Source organism: Nitrosospira multiformis, from assembly GCF_900111585.1.
GTDB lineage: Bacteria > Pseudomonadota > Gammaproteobacteria > Burkholderiales > Nitrosomonadaceae > Nitrosospira > Nitrosospira multiformis_B.
In genome coordinates, this window is sequence record NZ_FOHI01000003.1 from 281,056 (window position 1) to 307,594 (window position 26,539).

Annotated in this window: 24 protein-coding genes and 2 tRNA genes; 17 read left to right on the forward strand and 9 right to left on the reverse strand. The window is 54.4% G+C overall.

The features are described from left to right. Window positions 1-80: 80 nt before the first annotated feature. From BMW46_RS06665 to msrA, 7 genes are all read left to right on the forward strand, one after another. The gene (locus BMW46_RS06665) at window positions 81-1,349 is read left to right on the forward strand and encodes a TIGR03790 family protein (RefSeq protein WP_143121418.1); all 1,269 of its coding nucleotides are present in this window, start codon (window positions 81-83) and stop codon (window positions 1,347-1,349) included. A 160-nt stretch (window positions 1,350-1,509) separates the two neighbouring features. Next, window positions 1,510-1,710: a hypothetical protein gene (locus tag BMW46_RS15105; protein WP_074706312.1), complete on the forward strand. Its 201-nt coding sequence runs from the start codon at window positions 1,510-1,512 to the stop codon at window positions 1,708-1,710. A gap of 99 nt (window positions 1,711-1,809) precedes the next feature. Beyond that, window positions 1,810-3,555 carry an arginine--tRNA ligase gene (gene argS / locus BMW46_RS06675; protein ID WP_081355724.1) on the forward strand — a complete coding sequence of 582 codons (1,746 nt, stop codon included), beginning with the start codon at window positions 1,810-1,812 and terminating at the stop codon, window positions 3,553-3,555. Continuing rightward, on the forward strand, window positions 3,555-4,166 hold the full coding sequence (locus BMW46_RS06680) for an SPOR domain-containing protein (RefSeq protein ID WP_256376983.1): 612 nt from the start codon (window positions 3,555-3,557) through the stop codon (window positions 4,164-4,166). Before argS ends, BMW46_RS06680 begins: the two co-directional genes overlap by 1 nt. An 83-nt stretch (window positions 4,167-4,249) precedes the next feature. Then, window positions 4,250-4,897, forward strand: a complete 648-nt coding sequence (locus tag BMW46_RS06685; protein ID WP_074706314.1) for a thiol:disulfide interchange protein DsbA/DsbL — start codon at window positions 4,250-4,252, stop codon at window positions 4,895-4,897. Window positions 4,898-4,906: 9 nt separating this feature from the next. Further along, complete coding sequence (locus BMW46_RS06690; protein ID WP_177171047.1) at window positions 4,907-5,692, forward strand: SDR family oxidoreductase; 786 nt, start codon at window positions 4,907-4,909, stop codon at window positions 5,690-5,692. Between the two features lie 91 nt (window positions 5,693-5,783). Next, on the forward strand, window positions 5,784-6,260 hold the full coding sequence (gene msrA, locus BMW46_RS06695; protein WP_074706317.1) for a peptide-methionine (S)-S-oxide reductase MsrA: 477 nt from the start codon (window positions 5,784-5,786) through the stop codon (window positions 6,258-6,260). An 89-nt stretch (window positions 6,261-6,349) separates the two neighbouring features. Here the strand turns inward: msrA and BMW46_RS06700 are convergent, their stop codons facing one another. From BMW46_RS06700 to BMW46_RS06710, 3 genes are read right to left on the reverse strand one after another with little or no spacing between them, the layout of a single operon-like run. Next, on the reverse strand, window positions 6,350-7,591 hold the full coding sequence (locus BMW46_RS06700) for a multifunctional CCA addition/repair protein (protein WP_074706319.1): 1,242 nt from the start codon (window positions 7,589-7,591) through the stop codon (window positions 6,350-6,352). A gap of 26 nt (window positions 7,592-7,617) precedes the next feature. Then, complete coding sequence (locus BMW46_RS06705; RefSeq protein WP_074706322.1) at window positions 7,618-8,556, reverse strand: complex I NDUFA9 subunit family protein; 939 nt, start codon at window positions 8,554-8,556, stop codon at window positions 7,618-7,620. Between the two features lie 10 nt (window positions 8,557-8,566). Continuing rightward, window positions 8,567-10,501 carry a transglycosylase SLT domain-containing protein gene (locus tag BMW46_RS06710; RefSeq protein WP_074706324.1) on the reverse strand — a complete coding sequence of 645 codons (1,935 nt, stop codon included), beginning with the start codon at window positions 10,499-10,501 and terminating at the stop codon, window positions 8,567-8,569. A 136-nt stretch (window positions 10,502-10,637) separates the two neighbouring features. Between BMW46_RS06710 and BMW46_RS06715 the strand changes: the two genes are divergently transcribed. Then, window positions 10,638-12,002, forward strand: a complete 1,365-nt coding sequence (locus BMW46_RS06715; RefSeq protein ID WP_074706327.1) for an NAD-dependent succinate-semialdehyde dehydrogenase — start codon at window positions 10,638-10,640, stop codon at window positions 12,000-12,002. A 102-nt stretch (window positions 12,003-12,104) separates the two neighbouring features. Here the strand turns inward: BMW46_RS06715 and gdhA are convergent, their stop codons facing one another. Both gdhA and BMW46_RS15790 read right to left on the reverse strand, forming a co-directional pair. Continuing rightward, window positions 12,105-13,448 carry an NADP-specific glutamate dehydrogenase gene (gene gdhA, locus BMW46_RS06720; protein WP_074706330.1) on the reverse strand — a complete coding sequence of 448 codons (1,344 nt, stop codon included), beginning with the start codon at window positions 13,446-13,448 and terminating at the stop codon, window positions 12,105-12,107. 331 nt (window positions 13,449-13,779) lie between these two features. After that, window positions 13,780-13,905, reverse strand: a complete 126-nt coding sequence (locus BMW46_RS15790; protein WP_256376984.1) for a hypothetical protein — start codon at window positions 13,903-13,905, stop codon at window positions 13,780-13,782. Window positions 13,906-13,994: 89 nt separating this feature from the next. Between BMW46_RS15790 and mltA the strand changes: the two genes are divergently transcribed. Beyond that, complete coding sequence (gene mltA / locus BMW46_RS06725) at window positions 13,995-15,188, forward strand: murein transglycosylase A (RefSeq protein WP_074706332.1); 1,194 nt, start codon at window positions 13,995-13,997, stop codon at window positions 15,186-15,188. A 51-nt stretch (window positions 15,189-15,239) separates the two neighbouring features. Here mltA and BMW46_RS06730 read toward each other — a convergent pair whose 3' ends face one another. Continuing rightward, window positions 15,240-15,959, reverse strand: a complete 720-nt coding sequence (locus BMW46_RS06730; RefSeq protein ID WP_074706335.1) for a DsbC family protein — start codon at window positions 15,957-15,959, stop codon at window positions 15,240-15,242. Window positions 15,960-16,053: 94 nt separating this feature from the next. After that, window positions 16,054-17,223, reverse strand: coding sequence for a UbiH/UbiF family hydroxylase (locus BMW46_RS06735; protein ID WP_074706337.1), 1,170 nt, complete (start codon window positions 17,221-17,223; stop codon window positions 16,054-16,056). A 210-nt stretch (window positions 17,224-17,433) separates the two neighbouring features. Here BMW46_RS06735 and BMW46_RS06740 point away from each other — a divergent pair. Further along, window positions 17,434-17,509: transfer RNA gene (locus tag BMW46_RS06740), tRNA-Met, on the forward strand. A 200-nt stretch (window positions 17,510-17,709) separates the two neighbouring features. After that, a complete protein-coding gene (gene chaB, locus BMW46_RS06745; RefSeq protein WP_074706340.1) occupies window positions 17,710-17,940 on the forward strand; it encodes a putative cation transport regulator ChaB in 231 nt (76 codons plus the stop codon). Window positions 17,941-18,131: 191 nt separating this feature from the next. Here the strand turns inward: chaB and BMW46_RS06750 are convergent, their stop codons facing one another. After that, on the reverse strand, window positions 18,132-18,896 hold the full coding sequence (locus BMW46_RS06750) for a Kazal-type serine protease inhibitor domain protein (protein ID WP_074706343.1): 765 nt from the start codon (window positions 18,894-18,896) through the stop codon (window positions 18,132-18,134). A gap of 1,082 nt (window positions 18,897-19,978) precedes the next feature. Then, window positions 19,979-20,065 (reverse strand) — tRNA-Leu (locus BMW46_RS06755). Window positions 20,066-20,163: 98 nt separating this feature from the next. On the opposite strand from BMW46_RS06755, the gene queA reads away from it, so the two are divergent. The 6 genes from queA (at window position 20,164) to BMW46_RS06785 (ending at window position 26,454) form a co-directional block, all read left to right on the forward strand. Beyond that, window positions 20,164-21,237, forward strand: coding sequence for a tRNA preQ1(34) S-adenosylmethionine ribosyltransferase-isomerase QueA (gene queA, locus BMW46_RS06760; protein ID WP_074706345.1), 1,074 nt, complete (start codon window positions 20,164-20,166; stop codon window positions 21,235-21,237). A gap of 119 nt (window positions 21,238-21,356) precedes the next feature. After that, on the forward strand, window positions 21,357-22,460 hold the full coding sequence (tgt, locus tag BMW46_RS06765; RefSeq protein WP_074706348.1) for a tRNA guanosine(34) transglycosylase Tgt: 1,104 nt from the start codon (window positions 21,357-21,359) through the stop codon (window positions 22,458-22,460). Window positions 22,461-22,499: 39 nt separating this feature from the next. Then, complete coding sequence (yajC, locus tag BMW46_RS06770) at window positions 22,500-22,838, forward strand: preprotein translocase subunit YajC (RefSeq protein WP_074706351.1); 339 nt, start codon at window positions 22,500-22,502, stop codon at window positions 22,836-22,838. Between the two features lie 69 nt (window positions 22,839-22,907). After that, window positions 22,908-24,752 (forward strand): protein translocase subunit SecD, encoded by a 1,845-nt coding sequence (gene secD / locus BMW46_RS06775; protein ID WP_074706353.1) that lies wholly within the window; start codon window positions 22,908-22,910, stop codon window positions 24,750-24,752. A 41-nt stretch (window positions 24,753-24,793) separates the two neighbouring features. After that, window positions 24,794-25,726, forward strand: a complete 933-nt coding sequence (gene secF / locus BMW46_RS06780; protein WP_074706356.1) for a protein translocase subunit SecF — start codon at window positions 24,794-24,796, stop codon at window positions 25,724-25,726. Window positions 25,727-25,794: 68 nt separating this feature from the next. Further along, complete coding sequence (locus BMW46_RS06785; RefSeq protein ID WP_074706359.1) at window positions 25,795-26,454, forward strand: DedA family protein; 660 nt, start codon at window positions 25,795-25,797, stop codon at window positions 26,452-26,454. Window positions 26,455-26,539 lie beyond the last annotated feature (85 nt).

Genomic DNA, 26,539 nt, shown 5'->3' on the forward strand with positions numbered 1-26,539 from the left:
GATCCCCTTTTCGAGGCATTGGTTTCCTGGATGCTTTTCCACCTGCCGCCTGCAGCGGGTACTGCGCCTGACCCAGAGAGATGCAGCGCACCGGTAGCAAATCCAGCTTTCTTCTGGCAACGCGGGTTGCGCTCCTTGTCGTCACTCCACTTGTCATGCTGTTATTGCTTCCGTCGACAGGCAAGGCCGAAACGCACATCCAGTTGCCGCAAACCAGCCTTACCTCTGACGACGTCGCCGTCATCATCAATGACAGCGACCCTCTTTCAGTGCAGATTGGACAGTACTACCGCGAGGCGCGCGGCATTCCGGCGTCCAATATGATTCATTTACAGTTTTCTCCCGGTCGAACCGCACTGTCACGGGAGGAGTTTCAGGAACTGAAAGCCGAGATAGACCAGAAGGTGCCCGCGCACGTCCAGGCCTACGCAGTGGCCTGGACTCTTCCCTACCGGGTGGATTGCATGTCGCTGACTTCTGCGCTGGCTTTCGGATTCGACGAGAAGTATTGTTCCTTTAATTGCAGCGCAACTGCCGCCAGTCCCTATTTCAATTCGCCGAGTCATCATCCTGTCAGTGACCACCAGTTGAGGCCGGCGATGATGTTGGCGGGGCTCGATTTCGAACAGGTCAAATCGCTGATCGATCGCGGGGTGGCGGCCGATCACACTTTCCCCGCAGGACACGCCTATCTTGTCATTACTTCTGACAAGGCGCGAAGCGTGCGCGCGAATTATTTCGAAATGACGGCACAGCAACTGAACGGCGTTTTTCCTATCGAGATTCTTGAAACGGATGCTATTACCGATCGGCACGACGTTCTATTTTACTTCACGGGACTGGTTCGGGTACCGCAGCTCGATACGCTGGATTTTTTGCCGGGTGCATTGGCGGACCATCTGACCTCGGCGGGAGGGCAGCTTACAGGCTCAAGCCAGATGAGCAGCCTGCAATGGCTTGAAGCCGGAGCCACGGCCAGTTACGGCACAGTAGTGGAACCTTGCAGCCATATGCAGAAATTTCCTTTTCCCGCTATTGCCATGTTTCATTACGCGCTTGGTGCAAGCGCCATCGAGGCTTACTGGAAGAGCGTGGCATGGCCGGGAGAGGGTGTGTTCATAGGAGAGCCGCTCGCCCGGCCATTTGCCCCGGAGTTACGGGAAATTCACACCGGGCAGTTCGAATTACGCATTTTCTCGCCACGCGAAACACGACTTCGAATCGAGCAGTCCCGTTCAGCCGCCGGACCATTCAAGCCATCGCCCAGGCAGTTCGCGATCCGGCGTGGCATGAATCGACTACGCTTCAATTTTAATCAAACAGAAGGCTACCTGCGATTGAAATGGTAAATGTTGCCCGAAGAGTAGATTTGTGAAGAGTTTAACCCGCATTGGCATAGGGGGTAAAGGGGTTCGATCGAAGCACGGTATTCGAAGAGTGGATAGCTGGGTTTGCAGCTATGCTGAATAAGCAGATCGCCGAATAAACCCTGTAAACCCGGGGAAGAATATGCCGCTCAATAATTACGGTGTTCTGAAAGGCGGGGCAATAGAGCCGGGTGCGACGCGCTGGATCGATATTCAGCCTCCGGTCGCGCTGTCCAACAAGGGAGGCATCATCACCTTGCTGAACCAGAACGGTGTGAAGGTGCATGGCGTGTCCTATACCAAGCAGCAGGCAAATCAGCCGGGGTGGACGATCGTTTTTTAGCAAGGGCGCGATTTATCCATTTGATCACGACAAACTGGCGCGTGTAACTTGGCCGGAGCCCGTTATAATAGCGGTTGTGTAACAGCCGAGAAGGTTGTCGTGATTCCCCTTGTTCAGCCTAACTTCAAATCCCACTTTACCGATATCCTGCGCAACGCCCTGAATGACAGGGGATTAGCGGACTTGAATCTCGATATAGAATTTGCCCGTCCGCGGCAGTCAAGCCACGGCGATTATTCCTGCAACCTGGCGATGCAACTGGCCAAGCCACTGCGTCAAAAGCCGCGCGACATTGCGCAATCTCTTGCCACCGCACTCGCTGCATCCCCTTATCTGGAAAAAGTGGAAATTGCAGGCGCGGGTTTTATCAACCTGTTTCTCACGACTTCGGCCAAGCAGCAGTTTTCGCGATATGTGCTGGAGAGCGGCGAGAAGTTTGGTCACAGCAACATGGGCGCAGGGGAAAAAATCCAGGTTGAATTCGTTTCAGCCAATCCCACGGGCCCGTTGCATGTAGGACACGGCAGAGGCGCGGCATTTGGCGCAAGCCTTGCCAACGTGCTCGCCGCTGCAGGCTATTCAGTGACACGCGAGTATTACATTAACGATGCCGGCCGCCAGATGGATATTCTTGCGCTTTCCACCTGGCTGCGCTATCTGGAACTGAACGGTGTCACGTCAGCCTTTCCGCCCAATGCCTACCAGGGGGAGTATGTGCGCGACATGGCAAGGCTGATTCATAAAGCCCATGCGGGGCGTTATGTGCATGAGCCGGAACTGCTGTTTGACAGTGTTGCCGGATCGGAAGCGGACACCGAGGCTGCCCTTGATGGATTGATTGCCAACGCGAAAAAGCTGCTGGGGCAGGATTATGCCTACATCCATAACTTCGTTCTGAATGAGCAATTGGGGGATTGCCGCAACGATCTGATGGAATTCGGCGTCACCTTCGACATCTGGTTTTCCGAGCAATCCTTATTCGACAGCGGGGGTGTAGCTCAGGCTGTTCACCTGCTCGAAGAAGGCAATTACCTGTATCAGCAGGATGGCGCCAAATGGTTCCGCTCCAGCCATTTCGGTGACGAAAAGGATAGGGTGGTGCAGCGCGAAAACGGCCAGTTCACCTATTTTGCCTCTGATATTGCCTATCACCTCAACAAATTCTCACGCGGGTTCGACCGCGTGATCGATATCTGGGGCGCGGACCATCACGGCTACATTTCACGGGTGAAAGGCGCCATGCAGGCATTGGCGCTCGATCCCGAGAAACTTGAAATTGCTCTGGTGCAGTTTGCTGTACTTTACCGTGATGGCAAGAAGGTACCGATGTCCACCCGGGCGGGAGAATTTGTCAGCTTGCGGGAGTTGCGTCAGGAAGTGGGAACCGATGCGGCGCGCTTTTTTTACGTATTACGCAAGAGCGATCAGCATCTCGATTTCGACCTGGATCTGGCAAAGTCGCAAAGCACCGATAACCCGGTGTATTACGTGCAATATGCGCATGCAAGGGTTTGCAGCGTGCTGGAACAGTGGGGGGAAGACCCAGGCATGCTGGTTACAGCCGACACCTCTGCATTAACCGGTCCTGCGGAGCTCTCCCTGTTGCAGAAGCTGATCGACTATCCCGAAACGGTCGAAGCAGCAGCGAGGGAATTCTCTCCCCACCTGATTGCCTTTTACTTGAAGGAACTGGCAGGGGAGTTCCACAGTTACTATAATTCTACTCGTTTCCTGGTGCCGGAGATGGCGGTCCGCCTTGCGAGATTGGCTTTGGTGGCCGCGGTCAGACAGGTATTGAATAACGGTCTTAAACTATTGGGCGTGAGCGCGCCAGCTAAAATGTGATGACGCACCCTTACTTGAATCGAGATTATAAAACACCTCTCTACTCGGGAAAGAAAACAGGTACTCTCTTTTTCGGGATGTTTATCGGCTATGTCCTGGGTCTTCTCACCGCCATGGGCACCTGGATGTACATGAGCCAGGCGCCCAGTCCCTTTATCTCTCAGGATAAGGTGGCCGAGGGCCCTGCAAACGGGGAGGCTGCGGATAAGCCTGAAAAAGCAGGGGAAGCGGCTGGTATTGAAGACAAAACCGCGAAAGCGCCCGATAGCAAACCGCGCTTTGAATTTTATAATATTCTTCCTGCCACAGAGGAACCAGTCACGGAGCAGCAACTGAAACAGGCTGCAAAGCAGCCGCCGACCTCTCAGGATAAGTACTTTCTTCAAGCGGGAGCATTCCAGAATCCGAATGACGCCGACAATATGAAAGCGAAGCTGGCGATGCTGGGAGTGGAAGCGGCTGTCCAGACTGCCGAAGTCCCGCAAAAGGGGCTGTGGCACCGCGTACGCGTAGGACCTTTTTCCAATGTCGATGACATGAACCGGATTCGTGCATCGCTTCAGCAGAACGGTGTTCAGACCAGCCCCATCAGGGTGCATGAGGGAGCGTAGGGGAACATAGGGGAGCATAGCGGCAAGACGTGGGCCGATAAACGATCCACCAATCTCGGGGCATCCAACTGAAGGAGAAAAATATGAATTTACTGCGGCTGCTTACGGCATTCCTGTTGCTGGTCGGTATGAACTTTCCGTCAATTTCCCCTGCTCGCGCGGATATCGTCGAAGGAAAGGATTACACGGTCCTGCCCCGTCCTTTTCCAACGGAAGGGGGAAAGAATATAGAAGTCATGGAATTTTTCTGGTACGGCTGTCCCCACTGCTACGAGTTGCATCCACGCATCAAGGCCTGGCTCAAGCACAAGCCCGCGGATGTCAGCTTCCGCTATGTTCCGGCGGTTTTTCGTCCCACCTGGGCACCGGCTGCAAAAACATTTTATGCGCTGGAAGCGCTCGGAGAAAAAGATCGGCTGCATGACAAGGTCTACGATGCCATTCACAGAAACGGGATAGACCTGGGCAAGGAGGACGTGCTGTTCGACTGGATTGCAAAACAGGGAATAGACCGTCAGAAATTCATAGATGTCTACAATTCGTTCTCAGTACAGAATCAGCTATCCAGATCCGTGCATTTCTCGAAGGATTATGGTCTTACCGGCGTGCCTGCGATAGCGGTGGATGGCAGATATCTCACGAGTGGCAGAATGGGCAGTACGCCGGACGATACCATTCGGACTATGGAAGAGTTGATACAGAAAGTACGCAAGGAACGGACCGGAAAATAGCTTCTTCCGTTGACCTTAAAAGTCATTATCAGTGGCACCTCCACCGGGCTCGGGAGGGCACTGGCGCGCCATTACGCCGACAGCGGCGCAACGCTCGGCCTGATTGCGCGGCGGGCGGATTTGCTGGAGGGCTTTGTGGCGGAGAGGGCGGAAGCGGAAGTATCCCTCTACGTCGCCGATGTGCGTGATGCCGCTGCCCTGCGGAGTGCGGCAGAAGATTTTATCGTCCGTCATGGTTGTCCCGATATCGTCATCGCCAACGCGGGCATCAGTCATGGCACCCTTACCGAATGTGCCGAAGACAAGGAGGTTTTTGAGGATATTCTCGCCACGAATGTTGTCGGCATGGTGAACCTCTTCCAGCCCTTTGTTTCGCCCATGCGCACGGTCGGACAGGGTAGTCTGGTCGGAATTGCAAGTGTCGCCGGATATCGCGGCCTGCCCGGCAGCGGCGCCTACTCGGCTTCCAAGGCGGCTGCAATCAGCTACCTGGAGAGTCTCCGCGTGGAATTGCACGGAAGCGGCTTGTCCGTCATAACCATTTGCCCCGGCTATGTCGTAACGCCCATGACAGCCGATAATCCCTTTCCCATGCCCTTCATCCTGACCGCGGACACCGCCGCCCGAAAGATCGTCCACATTATCGAGCGCAAGAAGTCGTTTGCCGTAATACCGTGGCAGATGGCAATTGTCGCGCGGGTCTTGCGGTTGCTTCCCAATTTCCTGTATGACCGGCTATTCGCCAATGCGCCGCGTAAGCCTCGCATAAACCATAAAGACCACAAAGAAAATTAGCAGACTCCCGATTGATTTGCGCGGAGAAAACTCCATTTAACCGATGTAGTCAGTCCGTCGAACCGGGTTTACATGACATAGAGGTACAGCAATGACAGAAAAAGCGATTCTTGGAGCAGGCTGCTTTTGGGGTGTGGAGGCCGCTTTTCGTGCTGTCAAAGGCGTAAAGGAGGCTACCAGCGGGTACTCCGGCGGCCATGTGAAAAATCCCTCCTATCGCGACGTATGCACTGATAAAACCGGCCACGCCGAGGTAGTGCAGGTGGAATACGATCCATCGCAGGTCAGCTATGATGAGTTGCTCGACATCTTCTGGAACTGCCATAATCCCACTATGCTCAACCGGCAGGGACCGGATGTGGGTAAACAGTACCGCTCCGCCATATTCTTTTGCACCCCTGAACAGGAGAGTGCGGCGCGAGTGTCGAAGGAAAAACTGGAGCAAAGCGGCCGCTGGCGTGCACCGGTCGTGACTGAAATTACACCTGCCTCAGATTTTTATCCTGCTGAGGAATATCATCAGCGCTACCTCGAAAAGCGCGGTATTTCCGGACACTGCCATATGTGAGCGCTGACTCAGCTATAAGAAATCCTCTGCCGGCTTTGCCTGGCGCAAATTTTAGCGGCTCAGGGGCTTGTTGAAGGGAAAAGCGACATTCAGGCCAGGCTTTCAAGACGGTTTCTGATTTCAGCGATACGGGTTTCGCTTACCCGGGTGTTAATAGCGACAGGCAGGCGGCTGGGATCGGAAACGCTTCTTGCCAGCTCTTTGGCAATCGCCCCCGCATCCACGCTTCTGGCCGCCTGAAACGCTTCGCGGCATCGATCCGCCTGCGGATAAGGGCGTGTCGCGTAGCCCGGCCGTCCATGAAAATCACACGAGCAGGCTTGCAGAAATTCTTCGAAGCGCTCAGGTTTGCGATAGGCATCCACTCCCTGAAGCAGGTTGGCGATGGTGACAGGTCGCAGTTCGGCAGCGCGGTGCACGTCTCCGTGATAGCGGGCCACCAGCAATGCCAGGTTCCGCATTTCGTTGGGAGGGTTGATACGTTCGCATAAGCCCTGCACCAGTTTGACGCTGCGCGCTTCGTGTCCGATATGGCGCGGCCATTCTTCCGGAGGAGTCGTGCCTTTACCGAGATCGTGGGTGAGTGCGGCAAACCGGACCGGCAAGGAATAGTTCCTCGAAGCGGCATAATCGATCACCATCATCACGTGTACCCCCGTATCGATTTCGGGGTGATGCTGCGGTGGTTGCGGCACGCCGAATAAGGCATCCACTTCAGGCATGATACGGGTGAGGGCACCGCAGTCGCGCAGCGCGTAAAACATGCGTGAAGGGTGGTGCTCCATCAAACCGCGTGCAAGCTCCTGCCATACCCGCTCCGGCACCAGGGCGTCCACCTCTCCGTTATGGACCATTTCGTTCATCAATGCCAGTGTTTCGGGTGCGATATGGAAACCGAAACGTGCAGCAAAGCGAGCGGTACGCAGGACACGCACCGGGTCTTCAGTGAATGCCGGGCCGATATGGCGGAGCACGCCGGCTTCCAGATCAGCGATCCCGCCGAAAGGGTCGATGATGTTGCCGTACTCATCTTTGGCGATTGCGTTTATTGTCAGGTCACGGCGCGCCAAATCCTCCTGAAGTGTAACTTCGGGGGAAGCATAAACCTCAAATCCTTTGTAGCCGCGCGAAACCTTGCGCTCCGTGCGCGCCAGTGCGTATTGTTCCTGGCTTTGCGGGTGAAGAAAAACGGGAAAATCTTTTCCTACCGGGCGAAAACCCAGATGTACCATTTCTTCCGGCGAGACGCCGACAACCACATAATCGTGATCCGTTACGGGCAGACCCAGTATCTCGTCACGCACCGAGCCGCCCACCAGGTAGGTTTTCATTCCGGAATTATCTGTATGAATCTATCTCAACGCCCCGACCAATGCCGCAGATAGTCGTAACGTTCACGGGGCAACTGATGATTCAGATATATGGGTGCTGCTTCTTCAAGTGCCGTAGGGGGAATTCCCCAGACTTCCAGCAGTGCCTCGGGGCTATCGCAGTCGCACACGCTGTCGATCTTCATCGAATAGTAATTATCGACGCTCATCAGTTTGCCGGGTAGCATCTCCATCACTGCTGCTTCGAGGTGGGAAAGGGCATCTCCAAGCCCGATGATGGCAGGGTCATGTCCCGTCACATGCGCCGCATACTCCACCAGTTCGCGAAGGCTGTAGCACTTCGGTCCGCACAGGTCGTAGCTTCGTCCGAAAGTACGCGGCTCATCCAGACTGAGCGCAAACGCCTGCACGACATCCATGACGAAGATCGGCTGGAACTTCGCATGGGGTGAGGCCAGTGGCAAAACCGGCAGGCGTCCCAGCCTGGCAAACAGATTGATCGAGGAGTCGCCCGGACCAAATATGACTGACGGCCTGAAAACAGTTGCATCCATCCCGGATGTCTTTACGATCTGTTCTCCCTCCCCCTTTGAGCGCAAATACTCGCTCGGTTGATCGGGCCCGGCTTTCAGGGCGCTCATATGCAGTATCCGGGTAATGCCATTGCGTTTACAGGCTGCGATGATCTTTTGCGGCAGTTCGACATGGGCAGCATGAAAGTCGCCCTGCAACACCCCTACGAGGTTGATCACGGCATCGATGCCGAGGAGCAGTCGGTCGAGGTTTCTATCGTCGTAGATATCGGCCTCGATCAGGTCGGTAGTGGGTATCTCCAGCAACTCCTTTGCACGCTCGTAGTTTCGTGTGGGAATACGCAGGTAGATTTCCCGGTTGGTCAGGAGATTTGCGAGATGTTTCCCGACAAAGCCACTGCCGCCGAAAATGCAGACATTCTTGAATGTCATGTCAGACCCCTCACTCGGACACTTTTTCACTCCCGAACCGGGACGAGACAATACCCAGGCGCTGCTTCAGCGCCTTGACCTGATGCCCGAAGTTGCGGGCGTAATACATGGAGTTGCTCATCACCTTTTTGACATAATCGCGCGTTTCATTGAAGGGGATCGTTTCCGCATAAATCGCGCCCTCCAGCGGCTTCTCATCACGCCACTGCCACACTCGGCTCGGACCGGCGTTGTATGCGGCCGAAGCCAGCGACTGGTTGTCGAACAGGGACAGCACGTGTTTCATATAATAGGTGCCCAGCGTCAGGTTGGTATTTACCTCCGTCACCCGGCTTGGACGATACTTTCTCAGCCCCATCTGTTTGGATGCCCACTTTGCCGTACCGGGCATCAGTTGCATCAGACCCAGAGCGCCGGCACTGGACTTGGCATCGCTGACGAAGCGGCTCTCCTGGCGAATGAGGCCGTAGACCCATGCTTCGTCGATTTCCTGCTGCTTCAGGATATTGCGCATCGCATCTCTATGCGGTGCAAGGAACCTCAGGTGGAAATCGTGGCGCTGCACGGTTCTGTCGGCGGTATTGATGGCGCGGTCGTAGTGTCCGTGGCGGCGGGCAACTTCCGCTGCCGCCAGCAACTCATGGTCGTCAAATTTTCGCACGGCCCAAATCCATTCCTGGGCCGCCTCCGGACGCAAATCCAAGTTGTAGAAGGCCAGCGCACGCGCGATTCCAGGCGTCCGCTCCATTGCGGAAATTTCTTTCGCTGTTGGCTTGAAGGATTCCGCAGGAGCACCGATGGTAACGCCCAACTCCTCTTCGGCTAATTGCCCGTAAAAATGATGCTCGCTGCTCAACGGTGCAAGAATGGCGTTTGCTTCCTTCATTTTTCCTTTAGCTTTCAACGCCCGCGCTTTCCAGTAACGCCAGACTCCCTCTCGCTGTTCCGTCGCCGACATGGTCTCGATCGTATCCAGGACGAGATTCCAGTCCCCTGCACGCAAGGCGGCGCGGGTTTTCCAGCCAAGCTGGGCGTCGGTGAGATGAACAGACTTGTGCGTATTGGCGGCTTCTCCAAACCACTGCAATGCGCGCGGATCCAGCCGCCGGGCCCCCTGGTCTGCAAGTTGCACCAGAAAATATGCCTGGTCTGGGGCGCCGAAGCGGTCGCGTATCCGCGGCCAATAAGCATGCGCCTGATCGAGCCCGCTGCGGAGCAAGCGCACCATGGCGAAAAGTGCAATTTCCCGATCGGAGCGTGTTTTGATCTCACGCCGATGTTTTTCCAGATAGCGAAGAGGATTTTCTGTGGCGGCATTCAGGTTGCGTTCGTTCAGACGCTGATTTTTGGGCAGGTATTCATTGATGCGTTTTGCCGCGCTGGCATTGCCGGACTCGAGCGCAAGACGCAGCCGTGACCAGATATCCTCGTCCGTCAGCGTCCCGGCGGTAATCAGCACATCGAATATCTGATTACAGCTGTGCGGCATCTCGCGCGCGTTGAACCATAACGGAAATGCCTCTTTATAGATGGTGCGATCGCCTGCCGCCAAGCGCTGTTGAAGAGAGTAACAGACCAGTTCGACATCCTTGTTGACCATGCGCGGATAGTTTTCTGCGAAAAGATCCCACCGCTCGGTCCAGCCCAGGACCTTCAGCCATTCTCCCAGCAAGCGGTCGCTGAGAGGGCTATCGTGATATTTCTCAATAAACTGCTTGACAGTCTCCGGACCCAGCTTCGGATTCCAGAGTTGCGGTCGCAGTTGGTAATACGCTGCATAGGGTTCAAGCACATGCCCTCGCAGCCGCTGTGCATACATATTCACGCGCGCGGTGTTGCCGGCCTGATATGCGTGCCTCAGGGCAAGGAAGTCCTGATTTCTTGCGGCTGCATACGTTGCAGTGGAGGTTGTTGCCAAAAACAGCCCGATCAACAGTTTCTTCATAACCTGCTATACATTAGTAATCGAGGGAAAAAATTGAAGAGCGTATCTGCTCCAGGTTCACTTGAAAGCTGTTTTTCTTTATTTCCTTTTACCAGCTTCTGTCCCCATTCGGGTTCTACTTCAAGAATAGCACATCATGCCATACATCAGTTTGAATCCGGCGACCAATGAGACACTGAAAACCTATATGAGCTGGAATCGCAACCGTCTGGCCGAAGCGCTGGAGCAAACATATCATGCCCAGCCTGGGTGGGCGCGACTGAGTTTTCCCGAACGCGCAGAGCTTATGCACAGAGCCGCCAGCCTCTTGCATGAACGGGCGGCTGAATATGCCATTCTCATAGCCGCGGAAATGGGCAAGCCTGTGCGCGAAGGCCGTGCGGAGGTGGAAAAGTGCGCGCTTGCCTGTGATTATTATGCAGTGCACGCCGAGCATTTCATGCAGGTCGAGATGGTTCAGACCGGTGCCGGCAAAAGTTACGTGTCCTATGAGCCTCTTGGAGTCGTCCTGGGCGTAATGCCCTGGAATTTTCCTTTTTTTCAGGTGATCCGCTTCGCTGTCCCCACACTCATGGCGGGAAATGGTTGCGTGTTGAAACATGCATCGAATGTTCCGCAGTGTGCCTTGGCGCTCGAACGGCTGTTCCAGGACGCTGGTTTTCCCCCGCATCTTTTCAGCACGCTCCTGATAGAGTCGTCTGAAGTGGGTGAGGTTATCGCCAGCCCTCACGTGCAGGCGGTGACACTCACGGGCTCCGAGCGGGCTGGCCGGGAAATAGCTTCCCAGGCGGGACAGCATTTGAAGAAGTGTGTGATGGAACTTGGCGGGTCAGATGCGTTTATCGTTCTGAAGGATGCGGACCTGGAACTTGCCGCTAACTTTGCCGTGAGATCGCGCTTTCAGAATTGTGGACAGTCATGTATTGCCGCAAAGCGCATTATACTTGTGGCCGACATTGCCAATGAGTTTAATGCCCTGTTTATAAAAAAAACAAAAGAATTGAAAATAGGCGATCCCCTGAACGAGGCGACGCAGATCGGTCCGATGGCAAGACTCGATCTGCGCGAAAACCTGCATCAGCAAGTGACCGATTCGATTGCACAGGGGGCGCAAGTGGTTCTCGGGTGCGAACCGCGGGAGGGAGAAGGGGCATTCTATCTCCCGTCCATTCTGGATGACGTAACACCCGGGATGAGAGCCTACCATGAGGAATTATTCGGGCCGGTGGCGGCCGTGATACGCGCGGCAGACGAGGAGGACGCCATTCGCATTACCAATGATACTCGCTTCGGGCTCGGCTCCAGCATCTGGAGCCGGGATACCGAGCACGCCGAGGAACTGGCGCATCGAATTCAGGCGGGTTGCAGCTTTATCAATGGCATGGTCAGATCAGATCCACGCCTTCCTTTCGGGGGAACCAAGAACTCCGGATTCGGTAGGGAACTGTCCTATCATGGCATCCGTGAATTCGTTAATGTAAAAACGGTATGGGTACGATGACTCCACAAAAAACCCGTTACAGCGCGAGCTCATCCCTTTTCTCTTCCCCCTCCTTGAAACAGGAAGGAGCGGGAACTGAGACCGGGAACTGTTGATCAGACTCTAGATCACACCCTGACCCATCATCGCATCCGCCACTTTTACGAAACCTGCCACATTTGCCCCGTTGACATAGCTGATGGTGCCATCTTCGCGCCGTCCGTGCTCCGTGCAGGAGCGGTGAATAGCCTGCATGATCTGGAGCAATCGCGCGTCCACTTCTTCCCGCTGCCAGGAAAGACGCATGGCGTTCTGGCTCATTTCCAGACCGGAAGTGGCCACGCCGCCGGCATTGCTGGCTTTGCCGGGCGCAAAAAGAACCCCGCTGCGCTCGAATTGCTTTACCGCTTCCGCGGTGGAAGGCATGTTAGCGCCCTCTGCCACGCATACCACGCCGTTCCTGATAAGCATGGCAGCGTCCTCTTCATTCAGCTCGTTCTGCGTGGCGCAGGGCAGCGCGACCTCTACAGGAATATGCCATGGTCTTTTACCGGGAATAAAATTGGCTTTCACACGCTCTGCATAGGCATTGATACGGCCATATTGTTTATTCTTCACATCCATCAGTTCAGCGAGCTTTTCGGGAGTAAAACCTTCTTCATCGACCACGGTGCCGTCTGAATCGGAAACCGTTATCACTTTGGCGCCCAGTGCCATTGCTTTCTCCACTGCGTATTGCGCCACGTTTCCTGAACCCGAAACCGCAACGCGCATGCCTTCCAGCGAACGTCCGGATTGCTTGAGCATCTCCTCGGCAAAGTAGACAGTCCCGTAGCCGGTAGCTTCCGGACGAATGAGAGACCCACCGAAACTCAACCCCTTTCCGGTGAAGACGCAGTCAGCACGATTGGAAAGTTTTTTCATCATCCCTGCCATGAAACCTACTTCCCGTCCCCCCACGCCAATATCGCCTGCCGGGACATCGACATCCGAGCCGATGTGCCGGAACAGCTCAGTCATATAGGCCTGACAGAAGCGCATGATCTCCCCCGGACTACGGTCCCTGGGGTTGAAATCGGCGCCACCCTTGCCACCCCCCATGGGAAGTGTCGTAAGCGCGTTCTTGAACGTTTGCTCGAACGCCAGGAATTTGAGGATGGAAAGGTTTACCGAGGGATGAAAGCGGGTGCCGCCCTTATAAGGGCCAATGGAAGAGCTGTGCTGTATGCGGTAGCCCCGGTTGACTTTCACCTCCCCCCGATCATCCACCCAGGACACACGAAAAATGATTATTCGCTCCGGCTCTACGAGACGGTCGAGAATGCCGTGTTCCGCGTAACGAGGGTTTTTCGTGATAAAGGGCCAGAGGCTCTCCATGACTTCCGTCACTGCCTGGAGATATTCGGGCTGTCCCGGATTATGCTCCGCCACGTACGCGCAGAATTCCTCGAAACTGCGATATTTCATTGGTTATTCCCCTTATGTCCTCTTGTGCTAAACCATTTTCCCAAGACAGGTATTCTGCCAAATAACTTGCGAAATCGCACTGAATTTATGTTCGAAATTGCGCGATGGAAAGCTGGGTGCGCGGGACGTGTGGAAGAGGTGAAACATCGAAGCATCGAGCGTCTTGTTTTCCGGCAACAGGCTTTCAAAAATCATTTCAATGAGGTGTTTCCAGGGAAAGCGAACGGACAAGTCAAAGCGCGCCGAACCAGAGGAGTTCTTGTTCTTCGTTATTATATTCCTGTTATCCTCTCGTCCGCCTTTCAACTGTCAGTCCGGGATCCTGAGGTCCTTACTCTTTATTATTGTCTTCATTCTCATCCTTCTTTCCGGGTCTTGTCGTCCACCAGACGACGAGAATCAGTAGCGACAGCGCTACGCCGGCTTCAAGCAGTAATATCCACATAGGATCAACCATGATGTATATTAAGGGGAAGCCTCTGATGCCGCCGCGAGCGGGATTGCTCGTTCAGAGATTTCCAAGATGAAACTTTAACCCAAAACTTCATGAAAGACCAATTACGCACACTTACCGTTGTCGCGCTACTGTTGCTCGGCGCCTGTAATATCATTCCTACTCCCCGTGTTACGGAGAAACCGGCCGAACCCCAGCCCATGCCTGTGCTCAAAGCCACTGACTGGGATACAGTAGAGGGTTGGAGGGATGACGAGATTGTGCCGGCGCTGGATGCGTTCCTCCAGAGCTGCACCGTTTTGAAAAAAAAGGCGCTATGGCAGGAAGCCTGCATTCAGGCTGATTCCATGAGAGGGCAGGATAGCGATACGGTGCGCCAGTTTTTTGAAACCTATTTTGTTCCTTATCAGGTATTGAATCCTGATGGGACCGAGAACGGCCTTATCACCGGTTATTACGAGCCTCTGCTCAAGGGAAGCCGCACACCGTCCGCCCGTTACCGGTATCCGCTTTACACAACCCCTGAAGAACTGCTGATAGTGGATCTGAGTTCCGTCTATCCCCAGCTCAAAAACATGCGGTTGCGGGGAAGACTCGATGGGCGCAAGGTGGTCCCCTTCTATAGCCGGGCTGAAATATCCGGCAATCCCTCAGCGCTACAGGGAAAAGAACTGCTTTGGGTGGATGACGAGGTCGATCTGTTTTTTCTGCAGATTCAGGGTTCCGGCCGGGTGGAGCTTGAAAATGGCGAGATCGTGAGAGTGGGGTACGCGGATCAAAACGGCCACCCGTACAGATCCATCGGGAAGCTGCTGGTGGATCGCGGCGAATTACCCCTGGAAAGAGCCTCGATGCAGGGAATCAAGGCCTGGGGGCAAAAGAATCCCCGGAAGTTGCCGAATATTTTGCATCAGAATTCAAGCTTCGTCTTTTTTCGCGAACTGCCGGGCACGATAGCGGGCCCGCTCGGCTCCATGGGGGTGCCTCTTACGGCTGGAAGAAGTCTTGCGGTGGACCCGCGTGTGATCCCGCAGGGTGCCCCGGTCTTTCTTTCCACTACCTGGCCAAATACCGATGAGCAGCTTCAACGGTTGATGGTGGCGCAGGATACCGGTGGAGCAATCAAAGGGAATGTGCGGGCGGATTTTTTCTGGGGATTTGGCCCTGACGCAGCGGAGAAGGCGGGGAAGATGAGGCAGACGGGGAGGATGTGGGTATTGATGCCTGTGGAATATCTGCCCAAAGACTTTCCACCTGCCGCGCGAATACTGGGAAGCTCCAAATAAATCTGCGAATAGGAGGATGCAGGCGCTTCCCAGCGCCTGTCATCGATTTATCTATTTCGCGGGGGCCACGTTTAATTTCTTTTCTATGGTCTCTGCGGGAATCAATCCGGGCGTTACCGAGCCGTTGGCAAAAATCAGGGTAGGCGTACCGCTTATATCGTTTTCTTTCCCTGCCTTGAGAATCACGTCTATGGGGGTGGCGCAATCCTTGCTGGCGGGCACAATATTCCTGAGCATGAAATCTTCCCAGGCCTTGAGCCTGTCCTCGGAGCACCATATCGCCGTTGCGGTCGGGGTCGAACCGTTCAGCACCGGATAAAGCAGGGTATATATCGTTACATCCGTTACGTTAACCAGTTCCTTTTCCAGACGTTTGCAAAAAGGGCAGTTCGGATCGGAGAAAACGACAAGTTTGCGTTTCCCATTCCCCTTGACCGCCTTGATCGCATGCTCCAGGGGAAGAGAGCCTACATCTATGCGTCGTGCCTCCTTGATCTGTTGCAAGCGTTCGGAAGTCAGGCTTTCCTTCGTTTTCGGATCAATTACATGACCGAAAAAAAGGTACGAAACCTTGTCGTCCGTATAGAACAATTCGCCTCCCACCACCACTTCATATAGACCGAGATAGGGCGTTTTTTTTATGCTTTCGACCTTCTCTCCGGGAAAATTTGCCTGAAGCGCTTTTTTCAGGGATGCCTCATCAGCGGAAGCGCTGGAAAGAAAGCATAGCAATAGAGAAGGCAAAGCGAGGGAAGCGAGTTTTGAACGCATGGTCTTTACTCCGTTTTGGGATAAGGTGCAGCCGGACGGTCTGTAGTTGTGCAGTTGTTCTGGTGGGATGGAAAGGAAAAAGAATCAGCCGGATTCAATTTAATGCCTGCTGCATCAAGCGGTCTTTTATCAGAGGCAACCGATTGGTGATTTCCAGACCCAGATTGCGCAGGCGAATGAGCGTCGGGTGAGTATGGCTGAACAGCTTCTGCAAGCTATCGGTAACCAGTTCCATGGCCAGGATATCTTCCTTGCGGGCGCGTTCATAACGGCGCAGCAACAGGTAATCCCCGCAATCCGATTGCAGTCCGCGCGAGCGAATGACAGAGGCGAGTTCCTGCGCATCGCGTAAACCGAGATTTACGCCCTGTCCCGCAAGAGGATGGATGCCATGCGCCGCATCGCCGATGAGCGCAAGATGCGGCTGCGCCAGCTTTTTCACATGTACAAAATTCAGGGGGAAAGCGGCAGGTCGCGTAACGAGCCGCATCTCGCCCAGGACATGTTGCGAAGCCCGGACGACGCGCTCGCATAATTCCTTTTCAGGTAGCCCGAGCATCGTTTGCGCCAGTTCTTCCCTTGTAGACCATACCATGGACACCAGTCTGCCGGGCATTGGCAGCAGCGCCAGCACGCCATCGCGCCGAAACCACTGGTGGGCGACGTTATTATGGGGGCGCGTTGCATCGAAGTTTGCCACCACGCCCATCTGCTGGTAGGCATGCCGCGCCACTTCAATACCTGCCTGTTCGCGTACCCAGGAATTCACCCCGTCCGCCCCAACGATCAACCCCGTCTGCACGACAGTTCCATCATCGAGATGCAGCTCGGCGTGAGACTCGGCGCGGAGCATCATAGAACATTGCGCGGGACAAAAAACCTTGATCGGATTTTCCCGGCATTTGAGCCCCTTCCAGGCGGCGTGCTGGAGCTGGCGGTTCTCCACTATGAAAGCCAGTTCGGGGACACCGATATTGTAGGCGCTGAAATCCAGCCGCGCCGCGTTGTCGTCGCCGAAGACTGCCATATTGTAAACAGGAGTCACACGCTCCTGGTCGAGGGCGTCCCACACTCCCAGGTTTTGCAGGAATGCAGCACTGCCCGGACTGATGGCGTAGACTCTGCTGTCCCAGCTCTCATCGGCGGGAAGCGGCGGTACTGGGCGGAATTCAACCAGCGCTATTTTCAGACCGCTATCCTTGAGGGCAAGCGCCAGGCTTGCCCCAACCAATCCGCCCCCCACGATAACGACATCGAATTTCATGGAACCATTATACAGCCGCTTTCCGCTGCGCGGGGATGCATGGATAAGCCGGTACGTCCGTTTTTCGCCTCGATGGATTTATGAACAACAGCTACGCCCCTCCTATTTTGGTAATTTAATCAGTCAATTAGATGAACTGGTAACACCATTCCGAATCTTGACAGGAATGTGGTGCAAAGGCATAATGCCAGACCTTCCATATAAACACGTGGCGAATTAGCTCAGTGGTTAGAGCAGCGGAATCATAATCCGTTGGTCCCCAGTTCGAATCTGGGATTCGCTACCACTCTGAATGGGTTGGTATTCTCGCCAGTCCATTTTTTGTTTGTATCTCCCTCCTGCTTGTTTCATTCCGCAAGCCGAGCTGCTATCTGCGAATCGATGCTCACAGCGTCGTCGAGCATGCCTGCTATATTGAATTTGTATCCTGGTTTTTTCACCGAAAACCAGATGCCATTTTTTCAACGCAGGTTCAGGAGAAGCGTCATGCCATACGATACATTGAAAGATCTTCCGGACAACGTTACCAATGTCCTGCCAAAGCATGCGCAGGAAATATACAGGGCCGCTTTCAATAACGCCTGGGATGAGTATAAGGACCCGGATGAGCGCAGGGGTCATGCTTCACGCGAAGAAACGGCGCACAAGGTAGCCTGGGCGGCCGTAAAAAAGGAATATGAGAAAGATGGCGACGAATGGCGCAAGAAGAAATCATAAATCTTAGGGCGGTGATTCTCTAATATAAAGCCGTGGCATACTCACCCGTCAACAGCGACTTAAACTGATACGGTTTTTCTGGAAGCAGGATTTATTCGGTTATAGTTTGCCAATTTCAGTCCATCTCTGAACAGGGACGAATTCGCATCCGCCCCTGTCAGGAAAAATGTTTTTTCCGCGATTACTTCAAATCATTGTTTTACGCAGATACCACTGCAATCCGCTCCGCCACGTGCCGGATCGCAATTGTCTGAAGGATCATCCACACACTTCTTGCCCTCAGGGCAGGGGAAGCCGGCTATGCCACCGCACATTTGCTTCGGTTCCTTCTCCCCATAGGCCGAGCTTCCTTTCGGCGGATAATCGACGCGCTTGCCTGCCCCTCGCTTCCCGGATTCCGTTGCGCCTATGCTGACCGTCTCGCGAATCTGCCGGGGCGTGACCGCTTCCACGTCGATGGATTCGACTTCTCCATCAGTATGCCGAGCGGTATAAACGCCGACAACATCCAGAGGCACCGGGCTTTTCACGACCAGGAATCCTTCAAGAAAGGCGAAATCCACGCACACGCCATCGATCGGACAAAAGTAATTGGCGATATCAAAGCAATTCACGCCTACCGCCCCATCCGGCTGAATGACGGCCTCCTTGAAAGGTGTTACATCGAATGGTCCTGGCTCGGAACCAAACTGTGCGGCAAGCGCCACCTTGGCGGCAATGCTGATTTTTTTGTCGCTCGGGTTATGAATATTGACCGTGGTGCGATAAGTGCCACGCGCCAATGTTCCGTCCTGATGTGGTAGCAGCAATGAGCACGCGACCTTGGCCGCATACTGATACTCTGTCTTGATTGTCTTGGAAGGCTTCATCGGCTCTGCCTGTGAAACGGGAATAACAAGCAGACCGCACAGTCCCATCAATGCGGACAGAAACCCCATCATTCGCAACTGTTTCATGACCACCTCCTTATTTTTGGAATTCGCACAAACCCCGCATGCCTTCAAATGTCAAAGTCATGAACAGGCATGAAGCGTTTTTGACCGTCATTACTCCAGTGACAGGAGGACATTCGGATTTCCAGATTTATTCATAGCAGTATTTGCTTTACAGTCAAGCTTGCTTCCCGGGATTTTCAAAACAATGGCTTTTCTTTTATCAAGGATTAGGGATGAGGGTCCGCTGGATAGTCAGACCTTTGGGACAGAGAAGGTGGGGGATGATCAGGGTGTGGAGGCTGGAATCTACCTCTTCCAGGGGGTAGAGGTTATGCTATGGATTAAGTAGATTTTTTTGCCAACCTGACCTCTACGATTTGAGTATCGCTTTAATTTCTGCCAGGGTTACAGCGAGCATTAAAGAGTCAAGCGGATACGGGTAAAATTCGCACGTTTCAAAGACTTTGGCCTTCTCTGACATCCCATGCATGCATTAGAACCGCCCTTATACAGGCGATCCGCCGCCTGGAGGATTCGCCAAAGTACATCATTCAAAAGGACGCCAGCAATTCCCTTTCCTTACCATCCGAGACTCCAGTCCTCTTGGCCTCGAGATTTACGCTATTGCGATCTCCACCAGCGACAGTCAGTGCCAGCAGTTCGCGTGAGATTTTTAGAAATTGCTTCGGGAGGAGAAGCTCCGCTTTGCAGATCAATGTGGACTTTTGCCGTTTGACATGCGGGTCAATTTTTTGAGGAGCGCCTTACAGGATTTTTGCGCTGACTCAAGCATGGTGTAGAGGTCGAGGAGATTGATGACGATATATTTGCCGCAAGCCGGACAGGAAAGTCTCGGTTCGTACTTCAGCCGTAAGATCCTCTCTTCATGCTGGTTCGAGCAGTGAGGACAGAAGACTGTTATTGATTCGGAATCCAGATTGAGGGGCATTGCAATCCCTTATGGTCGGATTGGTACTCGTTTCGGATGAGTGGAAGGTTGGGAGGGAATTGAGAGGAGCGTCAGATGGCGTGTTTCGAGTCCAGGACAGTAGATCCGGAAAAAAGCAACAGTCTGCTATTACGCTAGGGGAGGGGGTGCCTCGTGGTGCCGGGAGGGGGAATCGAACCCCCATGACCTCGCGGTCGCGGGATTTTGAGTCCCGTGCGTCTACCAATTCCGCCATCCCGGCAAAGCTTTTTCTGTTCTTTTTCAGGAGGGGCATTATCACTGAAAACCCCATTTGCGGCAACCCGTAGCGCGATTCCCGCTGCCGGTATAATACGCGCGATGAAAATTCAGGATTTCGACTTCGACCTTCCCCCTGAACTCATTGCGCAGTTTCCGGCCGAGAAGCGGGGCAATAGCCGCATGCTGCATCTCGACGCCGCAAGTGGCGCATTGCAGGACAGGATGTTTGCCGACCTCCCATCGTACTTGCGTCCCGGTGACGTAATCGTCTTTAACGATACCCGCGTCATCAAGGCGCGCCTGTATGGCGTGAGAGATACTGGAGGCAGGGTCGAGGTCCTGGTGGAGCGCGTATTGGACAGGCAGCGCGTGCTGGCTGTTATTCGCGCCAGTCATTCACCGAAACCGGGCTCGAAGCTTTTCCTTGCCGACGCGATCGAGGTCACCGTCCTGTCTCGCGAGCACGATTTTTATACCCTGCAATTCGAGCACGAGGGTGCGGTCAGCGAGTTGCTGGAACGTTACGGCAATCTCCCGCTGCCCCCTTATATATCGCGCCCGGTGGAAAAATCTGACGAGCTGCGGTATCAGACCGTTTATGCGAACAATCCTGGCGCAGTGGCGGCTCCGACCGCGGGTCTGCATTTCGATGAGCACATGCTGGAGTTGTTACGGAAAATGGGGGTGGTGATGGCGCATGTGACGCTGCATGTGGGCTCCGGTACTTTCCAGCCGGTCCGGGTGGAAAATATTGCCGATCATAGAATGCACAGCGAAATTTTTTATGTCTCTGCGGAAACCGTGGAATGCATTAAGCATGCGAAAGCCGAAGGCGGGCGGGTACTGGCCGTGGGCACAACCTCGCTCAGGGCGCTGGAAGCCGCGGCAGTAGCTACAGAGGAGGGAGCGGAGGCGGATAATGGGGAAGATGGCGTTCGGATAAAATGCGGAGCGGGCGAAACCGATATTTTCATTACGCCGGGTTATCAGTTCCGGGTAGTGGATTGCCTGCTGACCAACTTTCATTTGCCCCGCTCGACCTTGTTAATGCTCGTGTCCGCGTTCGGCGGGGTCGAAAATATTCGGCTTGCGTACCGGCATGCGATCAAAGAACGCTATCGCTTTTTCAGTTTTGGCGATGCGATGCTGATCGAAAGGGCAGAGGGGATATAGATTAAAGCCTGGAATAACGAATCTGCGGGCACAATCGTTTGCCTCCAGTCATAGCGCTATCTTCTAAAAAACCGCTTGGTCTTCTTTCTATAAAACTGCCTTATTCAGTAGCTTGATCCATGAAATTTCAATTGCATCGAACTGACGGCCTGGCCCGTCGTGGCACCTTGTCGCTCACACACGGCGTTGTGGAAACGCCCGCTTTCATGCCGGTGGGTACCTATGGCGCGGTGAAAACAATGTCACCGGCAGATTTGCAAGCCATCAACGCACATATCGTGCTTGGCAACACCTTCCACTTGTGGCTGCGCCCCGGTCTCCAGGTCATCGAAGCGCATGGTGGATTGCACCGGTTCATGGGATGGGACGGGCCCATACTGACCGATTCCGGCGGATTCCAGGTATTCAGCCTCGGCGTTTTGAGAAAAATCACGGAGCAGGGGGTGAAGTTCAAGTCTCCCGTCAACGGTGATACGTGCTTTCTTACACCCGAGGAATCGATGCGCATCCAGCATGTGCTCAATTCTGACATCGTCATGATATTCGATGAATGTACGCCTTATCCGGCGGATGAGCGGGCGGTGGGCGAATCCATGGAGTTGAGCGTGCGCTGGGCGGAGCGGTCAAGGCAAGCGCATGATGAAGGTGGAAACCGCAATGCGCTGTTCGGTATTGTGCAGGGAGGGATGTACGAAAATCTGCGGGATGAATCCCTGGCCGGATTGCTGGACATCGGCTTCGATGGCTATGCAATCGGAGGGCTTTCGGTGGGAGAGCCCAAGGCCGACATGCGGCGCATCCTCAGGCACACCGCGCCCCGGCTGCCAGCGGGGAAGCCCCGGTACCTCATGGGGGTAGGTACTCCCGCTGATATCGTGGATGCGGTGGCGCAGGGTATAGACATGTTCGATTGCGTGCTGCCGACGCGCAATGCGCGCAATGGATGGTTGTATACGCGAACCGGGGTCATCAAGCTGCGCAACAGCCAGTATCGCCTCGATACCCGTCCGCCGGATGAACAATGTACCTGCTATACTTGCCGGCATTTCAGCCGCGCTTATCTGCATCATTTGCAGCGAACCGGCGAAATTCTGGGTGCGCGCCTCAACACGTTGCATAACCTGTATTATTATCAGCAGTTGATGGGCGAAATCCGCACTGCAATCGAAAACGGGCAGTTCCAGGAATATGCGCAAGCATTTCAAGCACAAACGGCATCGTGATAAAATCACGTTCTTTTTATCTCATTACCGGAGAATGCCATGTTGATTAGTGCAGCCTACGCTCAGGCCACCGCACCCACCGCGCCGCCCGGGGCCGATTTTATGAGTCTGCTCCCGCTGATCGCCATATTCGTCGTGTTTTACCTGTTGCTGATTCGTCCGCAGGCGAAGCGCGCCAAGGAACAGAAGCTGATGATCGAGGCGTTGCAAAAAGGCGATGAAGTGGCCACTGCGGCGGGGGTGCTGGGTCGGGTAGGCAAGATCAGTGGAAATTACATCATCCTGCAGGTTGCCGAGAATGTGCAGATTGTCATACAGAAGTCGTCTGTTCAAACCCTGCTCCCCAAGGGAACATTGAACACTATCGAAAAAGAATAATTGAAACTATTGTAAACCCTGTATGGCGCGGTCGCTTCGACCTTCTCCTCCTCTGGCTACTCCGAAAACATGAACCGCTATCCTGCCTGGAAATACCTCTTTATCGCGGTTTCGATACTGCTTGGCCTGCTCTATACCCTGCCGAATTTCTATGGAGAGTCGCCGGCGGTGCAGATTTCGCCACTGAGGAATGCAGCCAAGGCTGATACCGGATTGCTGAATCGCGTCGAAGAGGCGCTTAAAAAAGCCGGTCTCCCCACTACCGGCATGTTTCTGGAGGGGGGCAGCATCAAGGCGCGCTTTACCGATACGGATACGCAGATCAGGGCCAGGGATGCGCTCCAGTCGCTGCTGGGCAACGGCTACATGGTGGCACTGAATCTCCTGCCCAATTCCCCCCAATGGCTGACCAGCGTCGGCGCACTGCCGATGTATCTTGGGCTCGATCTCCGCGGCGGCGTCCATTTTCTGCTGGAAGTGGATATGAAAGGGGCCCTCTCCAAAGCCCTTGACCGCTTCGGTTCCGATATCCGCGGCAGTTTGCGGGAGAAAAAAATTCCCTATGCGGGCCTCGACAAGCGTGGCTCGCTGATCATCGTCAAATTCCGCAATGCGGAATCGCGCGCGCAGGCAGAGGCGGAAATCAAAAAGAACTATCCTGACCTGGATTTGCGGGAAGAGAATGTCGGCACCGAGTTCCATCTGGCGGCTACGTTGAGGCCGGAGGCACAGAAGCGCATCCAGGACGCCGCCGTACAGCAGAACATCACGACCCTGCGCAATCGTGTCAACGAGCTCGGGGTGGCTGAGCCTATCATTCAGCAGGCCGGGGCGGACCGGGTGGTGGTGCAACTGCCCGGTGTGCAGGATACCGCCAAAGCCAAGGATATTCTGGGGCGCACCGCGACACTCGAAGTCCGCATGGTTGACGAGGAACACGACCTCAGCGCGGCATTGAGGGGACAGATTCCCTTTGGCTCCGAGCTGTACAGCGAACGCGGAGGCGGGCCGTTGCTGGTAAAAAAACAGGTAGTGCTGACAGGTGACAGGATCAACGATGCGCAGCCCGGCTTCGACAACAATAACCAGCCAGCGGTCCACCTCAACCTGGACAACAGCGGAGCTCGCATTTTCCAGCAGCTTACCCGCGATAACGTCGGCAAGCGCATGGCCATTCTGCTGATCGAGAGAAACCAGGCTGAAGTGATCACCGCGCCGGTGATCCGGGAAGAAATCGGCGGTGGAAGGGTGCAGATCAGCGGTCGCATGACTTCAGAGGAAGCACGGGATGTGGCATTGCTGCTGCGTGCAGGGGCGCTGGCTGCTCCCATGGATATCGTCGAGGAGCGAACCGTGGGTCCGAGCCTGGGTGCGGAAAACATCGAGAGCGGATTTAACTCCACGCTCTATGGCTTTGCCGCCATCGCTGTCTTCATGACCATCTATTATCTGGTATTCGGTTTCATCTCGGTGTTGGCGCTCGGGGTCAACCTGCTGCTGCTGGTCGGCCTTCTTTCGATTCTGCAGGCAACGCTCACGCTGCCCGGCATGGCTGCTATTGCACTTACCTTGGGGATGGCCATTGACGCCAATGTGCTCATCAACGAACGCATACGCGATGAACTGAGAGAGGGCATGGCGCCGCAGGCTGCGATAAACGTTGGCTACGAACGTGCCTGGGCGACCATTCTCGATTCCAACATCACTACCCTGATTGCGGGTATCGCTTTGTTTGCATTCGGGTCGGGCCCGATAAAGGGATTTGCAGTAGTGCTGTGCCTGGGCATCCTGACTTCCATGTTCAGCGCGGTGATGGTCTCGCGCGGATTCGTCAATCTGGTATACGGCAGCCGCCGCAAACTGGAGCGGGTTTCCATCGGACAGGTGTGGAAGCCTGTGACCAACAAGCGCTGACAACGGAAAAAGCGTACCTTTTGAGAGAATAAGAGTTATCAATGGAATTTTTCAGGTTCAAGCGCGACATCCCTTTCATGAGCTGGGGGAAATATACGACGACCATTTCCCTGGTTACTTTTATCGCGGCGATATTTTTCCTTGTTACCAAGGGGTTGAACCTGGGGGTTGATTTTACCGGCGGAACGGTCATGGAAGTCAGCTACACCCAGCCGGCGGATCTCAACCGCATCCGGGGGACCTTGATCAAGCTCGGAATGGCTGACGCCAGCGTGCAGAATTTCGGCACTTCTCGGGATGTGCTGATACGCCTGCCAGCCAAGGCCGACATGTCGAGCGCAAAGCTTTCCGAGACAGTGATCGCCGCGCTGCACGCGGATGATGAGACGGCGGAGTTGCGCCGGGTAGAGTTTGTGGGCCCCCAAGTGGGCAAGGAGCTGGTGGAAAACGGGGCACTGGCCTTGCTGATCGTTTCGCTGGGGATCGTCGCTTATCTGGCAATACGGTTCGAGTGGAAATTCGGCGTTTCCGGCATCATCGCCAACCTGCATGACGTCGTGATTATCCTGGGATTTTTCGCATTCTTCCAATGGGAATTTTCACTCACGGTTCTTGCCGCCATACTGGCGATTCTGGGGTATTCGGTAAACGAATCGGTGGTGGTATTCGACCGGATACGCGAGAATTTCCGCAAAATGCGCCGGGCGTCGGTGGCCCAAGTCATCGACAACGCCATAACCCGCACCATGTCGCGTACCATCATCACGCATGGCAGCACCCAGATGGTCGTGGTATCGATGCTGCTTTTCGGCGGCGAGTCACTGCATTACTTCGCTCTGGCACTCACCATCGGCATTCTGTTCGGCATTTATTCCTCTGTGCTGGTCGCAAGCCCCCTTCTCATGCTGTTGGGTGTTTCGCGCAAGGATATTGTCAAACCCGAAAAGAAACCTGAACCGGAAGCAGTACCTTGAACCGGAATTCATAAATCAAAATTCAGGCTTTTCCCTCCGGGAGGCCTTTCATATCCGTTCAGTCCATTTTGGAAATTATTGCCACCTTTATCGACATCATCCTTCACCTGGATAAGCACCTGATCTGGCTGGTGGAGAATTATGGCAGTTGGGTTTATCTCATACTGTTCCTGATAATTTTTTGTGAAACAGGCTTGGTGGTGACTCCGTTCCTGCCAGGGGATTCGCTGCTGTTTGTCGCGGGCGCCATCGCAGCTACAGGCGCGATGGAGGTAACCGGGTTGGCGGCGCTGCTCATGCTGGCAGCATTTTGTGGAGATAATACGAATTATTGGATCGGGCGCTATTTCGGCCCGAGAATATTCACGCGAACTGATTCGCGCCTATTGAATCGTGCCCATCTGGAAAAAACTGAGGCCTTTTATGCCAGGCATGGTGGAAAGACAATCATCTTTGCGCGTTTTCTGCCTATCATCCGTACCTTTGCGCCGTTTGTTGCAGGTATCGGACGAATGGTTTATCCCCGTTTCATGGCTTACAGCACCTTCGGCAGCATTTTCTGGATCAGTTTCTTCGTGTTCGGGGGTTTCTTCTTTGGCAATGTGCCGATAGTAAAGAATAATCTGACTTTCTTCATTTTCGGCATCATTATCATTTCCGTCCTTCCCGGATTGATCCAGTTCATGCGGGGCTGGCTCGGAAATCGCGCCGCAGCCCGTTCCCGGTAGAACGACCGCAAGCGGACAAATCGAATCTCGATAAATCGGAACCTGATTTGCGGATGCTGCAGAAAGGCAGAAAGGATGGAAAGGA